The following is a 6,302-nucleotide window of genomic DNA, read 5'->3' on the forward strand; positions in this document are numbered from 1 at the left end:
CTATTTCCCAAGCCTCGTTGTTGCCAGACTCTGGCAACAACGCATGGCCTTGATCACTCCAGGGCAGGGTCCACCGTCCACCCCGCCCACCCACACGCCGACGCGTCCCGCCGGCGGCGGCGCCCCCCGGCTCGGCGGTAGGGTCGGGCCATGACCGCGCCCGACCGCCTCTCCCCCGGTGACCCCGCGCCCGAGTTCACCCTCGGCACCGACACCGGCGACCAGCTCTCCCTCGCCGACCTGCGCGGCCGCAAGGTCGTCCTCTACGCCTACCCGGCCGCGATGACCCCCGGCTGCACCAAGCAGGCCTGCGACTTCCGCGACTCGCTGGCCTCACTCCAGGCCGCCGGCTACGAGGTCGTCGGCATCTCCCCCGACAAGCCGGAGAAGCTGGCGAAGTTCCGCGAGCGCGACGCGATCACCTTCCCGCTGGTGTCGGACCCGGACAAGTCGGTGTTGATCGCGTACGGCGCGTACGGCGAGAAGCAGCTGTACGGCAAGACCGTCACCGGCGTGATCCGCTCGACGTTCGTGATCGACGCGGACGGCAAGATCGAGCGGGCGCTCTACAACGTCAAGGCCACCGGGCATGTCGCCAAGCTCCGCCGCGACCTCGGCCTGGACTGACTGTCGCACCGGTTCGCTACGGTCCGTCAGTGGTCCGATACAAGTACACGCCCGAAGCGCTGGCCGCCGCTGCCGCCGCCGCCCGCAACATCACCGAGGTGATGCGGTTGCTCGGCGTACGTGTCAGCGGTGGCTCGCACGCGCACATCAGCCGGCAGCTCAAGAGGTTCGGCATCGACACGTCGCACTTCACGAGGCTGGCGCACAACAAAGGGCGGCGTGGCGAACGGCGCACCACGTCAGCACAGCTCCTGGTTGTGCTGCCCGACGGGTCCCGCCGGACGCCAGGTGTGCGGTTGAAGTGGGCACTGGGCACACTCGGCGTGCCGGAGGAGTGTGAGGGGTGCGGGATAGGGCCGGTGTGGCGAGGCGCTGCCCTCATCCTGCACGTCGACCACATCAACGGGGACTTCCTCGACAACCGGCCACCGAACCTCCGGCTTCTCTGCCCGAACTGTCACAGCCAGACCGCCACCTACGCCGGCCGGCGGAACCGGGCCGCTGATCCCCCCATCCTCGCGACGCCGACCGATGGGGACGAACGCTCCCAGGGGACGGCTGTCGGCGATCGCCGGCCCGCCACGCGGACGGAAATCGTCGACCTGTTCGGTCGGATCGACGCGCAGCAGGTGACGGCTTTGGCGGCGGCAGCGCAGTTGGGCTGGACTCCTGCCTATCTGCACAAGGTCCGGCGAAGACTCGAGCAGGAAGGCGTGCTGACACCGCGTCCGAACCGCGGCTGGCGTTCGAGGGCTCACCGCGACGTGGTGATTGAACAGGCGCTGGCTAATCCGGGTGTTGGGCCGAAGCGGCTGTCGGGGATCCTCCGCACCCTGCCCGGCGAGGCCTGCAAGGTGAGCCATGGCACGATCTCGACCATTCTCCAGGAGGCCGGGCTCAACACCGTCGGGGCCAGACACTCTAGACTCAGGGAGTTGGCGGGAGTGGCGTAACGGCAGCCGCGCAGGTCTTAGGAACCTGTATCCGAGAGGATGTGGGGGTTCGAATCCCCTCTCCCGCACAGTCAACGAACACCACGTGCTGCGCGGCGGTTGTCGGGCGCGTCACTGTCGCGGGTCGTGGGCCTGGTCGTCGGGTCAGGATGGCGAGCGTGAGTCTGCGCTTCGTCCTCGACCCCGATCTGACCCCGCGGCTACGTGCCGAGATCGTCGACCTCTGGGTGGACGTCAGCAACGCAGGCGGCGCCGTCGGCTTCGTGCCACCGGTCAACGCCGCCGAGGTGCACGTCATCGCCGATCCGACATTCGCCGGCATCGTCGACGGACCGGACCGGCTGCTGGTCGGTTATTCCGGGAACCGACTGGCGGCTATGTTGATCTTCAGTGACAACCGTTTCCCGCTCAAGGCGCACTGGTGTGTGTTGAAGCGGGTGATGGTCCACCCGGACACCCAGGGCGCCGGCTACGGCTCGGCGCTGATGGTGGAGGCCGCCCGGCTGGGCAGGGTGTTCGGCCACGAGGCGCTGCACATCACGGTGCGCGACGGGCTGGGGCTGGACAAGTTCTACGGTCGCCTCGGGTATCGGGAGATCGGCCGACTGCCGGGCGCGCTGCGGGTGGCCGCCGACGACGACCGGGACGAGATTCTGATGTGGCTCGATCTGACGGTGGCCGACTGAGCGGTCAGCCCTCGCACCACCGGGCGTTCGCGCGGGCCGAGCTGGTGGTCGGCGCGTCGGTGGCGGGCGCGCTCGCCTTCGCCACCTCGACCGGGCGACGAGTCGGTGTCGGAGTGACGGCGGGTCGGTTGTTCGGCGGTCGGGTCGACGCGGACGGGCGCCGGGTGGCCGCCCCGGCACCGGGTGCGTACATCCGGGTCGTGCTGTTCTGCACCTGGCCGGGCGCCATCCGAATGCCGCCGGCGGTGACCCGGTTGCCGTACACGTCGCTGATTCGCAGGTTGAACGGGCCCGGCCCGGCGCCGGAGGCGATCAGCCAGTAGTTGTAGTCCTGCCGGGCGGCCGACTGCCAGGGGCCGCTGTCACCCTGCCGGACCTCGACGGACCGCAGCGGGTTGCCGTGGTTGCCGACGCGGACGGCGAACCACCACTGCGACGCGCCCTCCTTGATCCGAAAGCTGAGTGGTCCGGGCAGCGGTGGGTTGACCACCGCGCGGTAGGTGACCGGAACGAGGCCCTGGACCGGGTCGGCGATCCGGGCGAACGCCTCGCGGGACAGGTCGAGGTGGCCGGGCTCGCACTCCGGACACTGGTCCATGATGAGCACCCGGACGGTGCCCTTCGGGCCGACGACGTCGAGGAATCCGCCGCAGGCGGCACCGGCGGAGTATTCCGCCGGTCCGAGCGCGACGTAGAGCCGGTTGGCCGGGGCAGCCGGGTTCGAGCAGTTGCCGCCGGCACCCTTGGAGTCGTAGAAGGTCGCCTTGCCGCTGTGCGTGGCGTTGCCGGTGGGTGGCGCGGCGGCGAGCGTCCGGCCCGCGGCGCAGGCCGGGGTCGAGCCGGATCGCAGGGTGAGGGTGAGCCCGAGCGCCGCCGCGAGGACTGTGACGCCGGTGGCGACCAGCCAGGGCTTTGCGCCGGACGACGGCGCGGGCCGGTCCTCTGGAGGATGGTCCAGGTCGATGTTGATGTCGACAGCGCTTCCGTCCGTCACGACGGCGATGCTGCCGGACCGGGGCGCGTACCGACAAGCGGGCTAAGCCAAAGCTAAGACAGCATCGACGGACAGTGATCGTAGGGTGCCGATTGCCGGTCGGCGGCCCGATCAGGGGTCGATGACGATCGGGTTGCCAACGGCCAGGGGTCCACTGTCGAGCGGCACCAGGTGCAGTCCGAACAGGAGCTTCTGGTCGACGTTGCGGTGCCGCCCGAGGGTGCGCAGCGGCTCCTTCGTGCGTAACCCGGTCTCCTGGTCGGTGGTGGTCACCACGCAGCGGTTGCACGGCCCGGCGGCCCGGAACGACAGGTCGCCGATGCGCAGCGGTCGACCGACCCAGTCGTCCTCGGCCCAGGCCGGCGCACCGCCGACCACCAGGTTGGGTCGGAACCGGGTCATCGGCACCGGTTCCTCCCCCGCCTCGGCCAGCCAGTCGTTGAGGACGTCGAGGGAGGCGGCGTTCGCCAGCAGCAGCGGGTAGGCGTCGGCGAAACTGACCTGGTCGCCGGTGTCGTGGTCGCGGGCCCCGGCGACCAGGTGACGGGTGGGCTGGGCCAGCCAGACCAGCCGGACCGGTCGGCCGAGCAGGGCGCCGAGCCAGTCGTCGGCCGCCTGACCGGCCGGCAGCGCGGGGACCGGGAAGGTCCGGTTGTGGAAGGTACGCACCGCGACCGGTTCGCCGCCGGCCGGCTCCGGCACGTCGAGGTCGGGCTGCCCGTCGGCGCGCAGCGACAGACCTCCGGGGCGCACCGAGGCGCGCAGCCCGACCAGCCGGGTCGTGTCCCGTTGGGTGACGCCGACGCCGTCGGCGTCGACGACCATCCAGCGCCGGTCGCCGGCCAGGCCCCAGGGATGCACGAACGCGCCGTCGTGGTCGAGCCGGTGACAACCCTTGACGGGGTACGTGTGAATCGAGGTCAGCCGCACCCGGCTACCATGCCACGCCGATCCCGTCGCCCGGGTACCAGTGATTTGCCGGGCTCTCCCGATAGGCGAGGAACCGCCGGCCGGTGCGTTCGGCGTGCTCGGCGAGCACGTTGGTGCTTGTGACGTTGTCGGTGAGCAGGATCGCGCCGGGGGCGAGCTTGGGCTCCACGGCGTCGAACTCACGCTTCTCGTGGGCGCGACTGTGGTCGCTGTCGTGCAGGAACAGGTCGACCGGGCGGTCCAGTGCGCCGATCGAGGCGATCGAGTCGCCGATCACCAGGTCGACGACCTCCGACCAGGGCGCGACCTGGGCGAGGTAGCCGGCCTCGGGGTTGATGTCCAGCGAGGTGACCCGGCCCGGGTGCCCCTCCTGAGCGTTGCGCAGCAGGGCGGACGCCAGGACGCAGGTGCCCAACCCCTTGTCGACGCCGGTCTCCACCACGTGCGCGGGGTGGGTGGCCCGGACGATGGCGTACCAACCGACGCGTCGGGCGTAGTGGACCTTCTTGTCGGCGAGACCACGGCGGGCCGCTGTGGCAGTGGCCTGCTCGAGGTGTTGCCGCAGCACGTCGTCGGATTCGATTTCGGCGACGTAGCCACGGACCTGCTTGACCGGGAGGTCGCAGACGATGCTGACGAACCAGGTCAGGTGGTGACGACTGAGCTTGGTCAGTTCGTACGTGTAGTTGTGATGTTCTCGGGAGGTGACCAGCCACCGCGCTGAGACGCGCAACACCTTGGCGTCGTGGCGGGCGATCCGGGCGAGCCGCTTGGGGAACGCGGCGACGGGCGCGAGCGGGCTACGGGCGATGGCTCGGCGCAGCTGGGTGGCGTCCACGGAAGGTTCATACCACCTCTGCGGGGACACCGGGAGAGAGAAGTCACGGATGGTCCGCCGCCCGATTCGGAACCCGCGTCGCGCGATGGTGGCCGGACGAGGGTACGCGGCAAGAAAGCACGTTCAGTAGCATCGCGCCCATGCCACGTCGTGAACAAACAGCGGAGCACTGGACGGAACCGAGTTACGGCGCCGCCGGCGGGCCTCAACCGACCGAGGAACCGTCGCCGGACGCCGCGCCGCCGCGCCGCCGCCGCTGGCGCCGGATCGCCCTGTTCAGCCTGCTGATCGTGCTGGTACTGGGCGGCGGCGGCATGGTGGCCGGCGGTCTCTACCTGCGATCGGTCGAGTCGGGTATCGAGCGGGTCGACGCCTTCGACGGCGTGCCCGAGGAGTCCCGCCCACAGGCGGGCGTCGACGGTGCCATGAACATCATGATTTTGGGCAGCGACTCACGCGACCCGGAGAAGACGAGCGGCTCGCGTACCGACACGATCATCCTGGCCCACCTGCCGAAGGACCGGAAGAGCGCCCAGCTGATCTCGATCCCCCGTGACACCTGGGTTTCGGTGCCGAAGTCGAAGGACGGCAACAACGGTGGCCGGGACGCCAAGGTGAACGCCGCGTACGCCTGGGGTGGGGTGCCCCTGATGGTGCAGACGGTGGAGAAGTTCACAGGTGTCCGGGTGGACCACGTGACGCTGATCGACTTTGCCGGCTTCAAGGAGATCATCGACGCGCTGGATGGCATCGACATCAACTCGGAGAAGAGCTTCACCTCGATCCACGAGCCGTTCCGCAAATTCAACCAGGGCGTGCAGCGGATGGACGGCGAGGCGGCTCTGGACTACTCCCGCCAGCGCAAGCAGTTCGCCGACGGTGACTTCGCCCGGATCCGCCACCAGCAGCAGGTGATCCGCGCCATCATCGACAAGGCATCCTCGGGGGGCATCCTCACCAACCCCGGCAAGTTGAACAGCTTCCTCAAGGCCACCTCGAACTCGGTCTCCGTGGACAAGGAACTGTCGCTGTTCGACATGGCGACGCAGATGCGCGGCGTTCGCGGCGGGAACATGACCTTCGTGACCAGCCCCACCAAGGGCACCGGCCGGATCGGCTCGGAGAGCGTGGTGTTGGCCGACAACGCCCGAGCCAAGACGTTCTACGACGCGGTCCGTCGGGACTCCGTCGGCGAGATCGTCAGCCTCGGCAAGAAGTGACCCTGGGCCGGCGCGGGAACCGCCGGCAGTCGAAACACCAGACGGGCGGCCGGC

At 69.7% G+C, this 6,302-nt stretch carries 7 protein-coding genes and 1 tRNA gene; 5 read left to right on the forward strand and 3 right to left on the reverse strand.

The window, feature by feature from the left end:
* The first annotated feature begins 150 nt into the window (after positions 1-150).
* The 4 genes from bcp (at position 151) to KBX71_RS09200 (ending at position 2,266) form a co-directional block, all read left to right on the forward strand.
* Complete coding sequence (bcp, locus tag KBX71_RS09185) at positions 151-627, forward strand: thioredoxin-dependent thiol peroxidase (protein ID WP_210817546.1); 477 nt, start codon at positions 151-153, stop codon at positions 625-627.
* Between the two features lie 29 nt (positions 628-656).
* A complete protein-coding gene (locus tag KBX71_RS09190; RefSeq protein ID WP_210817547.1) occupies positions 657-1,580 on the forward strand; it encodes an HNH endonuclease in 924 nt (307 codons plus the stop codon).
* Positions 1,566-1,648: transfer RNA gene (locus KBX71_RS09195), tRNA-Leu, on the forward strand. Before KBX71_RS09190 ends, KBX71_RS09195 begins: the two co-directional genes overlap by 15 nt.
* A gap of 90 nt (positions 1,649-1,738) precedes the next feature.
* Positions 1,739-2,266, forward strand: coding sequence for a GNAT family N-acetyltransferase (locus KBX71_RS09200; protein WP_210817548.1), 528 nt, complete (start codon positions 1,739-1,741; stop codon positions 2,264-2,266).
* A gap of 4 nt (positions 2,267-2,270) precedes the next feature.
* Here the strand turns inward: KBX71_RS09200 and KBX71_RS09205 are convergent, their stop codons facing one another.
* The 3 genes from KBX71_RS09205 to KBX71_RS09215 all read right to left on the reverse strand — a co-directional run bounded on the left by KBX71_RS09205 (position 2,271) and on the right by KBX71_RS09215 (position 5,028).
* Positions 2,271-3,260, reverse strand: coding sequence for an expansin EXLX1 family cellulose-binding protein (locus tag KBX71_RS09205; protein ID WP_307847016.1), 990 nt, complete (start codon positions 3,258-3,260; stop codon positions 2,271-2,273).
* A gap of 111 nt (positions 3,261-3,371) precedes the next feature.
* Positions 3,372-4,190 (reverse strand): MOSC domain-containing protein, encoded by an 819-nt coding sequence (locus tag KBX71_RS09210; protein ID WP_210817549.1) that lies wholly within the window; start codon positions 4,188-4,190, stop codon positions 3,372-3,374.
* Between the two features lie 4 nt (positions 4,191-4,194).
* A complete protein-coding gene (locus tag KBX71_RS09215; protein ID WP_210817550.1) occupies positions 4,195-5,028 on the reverse strand; it encodes a class I SAM-dependent methyltransferase in 834 nt (277 codons plus the stop codon).
* A 140-nt stretch (positions 5,029-5,168) separates the two neighbouring features.
* Between KBX71_RS09215 and KBX71_RS09220 the strand changes: the two genes are divergently transcribed.
* A complete protein-coding gene (locus KBX71_RS09220) occupies positions 5,169-6,248 on the forward strand; it encodes an LCP family protein (RefSeq protein WP_210817551.1) in 1,080 nt (359 codons plus the stop codon).
* The last annotated feature ends 54 nt before the right edge of the window (positions 6,249-6,302 follow it).

This window comes from Micromonospora sp. D93 (assembly GCF_018070365.1).
GTDB lineage: Bacteria > Actinomycetota > Actinomycetes > Mycobacteriales > Micromonosporaceae > Micromonospora > Micromonospora ureilytica.

Coding starts and splice junctions, on each gene's coding strand:
- bcp (WP_210817546.1), top strand. CDS start 151: ATGACCGCGCCCGACCGCCTCTCCCCCGGTGACCCCGCGCCCGAGTTC.
- KBX71_RS09220 (WP_210817551.1), top strand. CDS start 5,169: ATGCCACGTCGTGAACAAACAGCGGAGCACTGGACGGAACCGAGTTAC.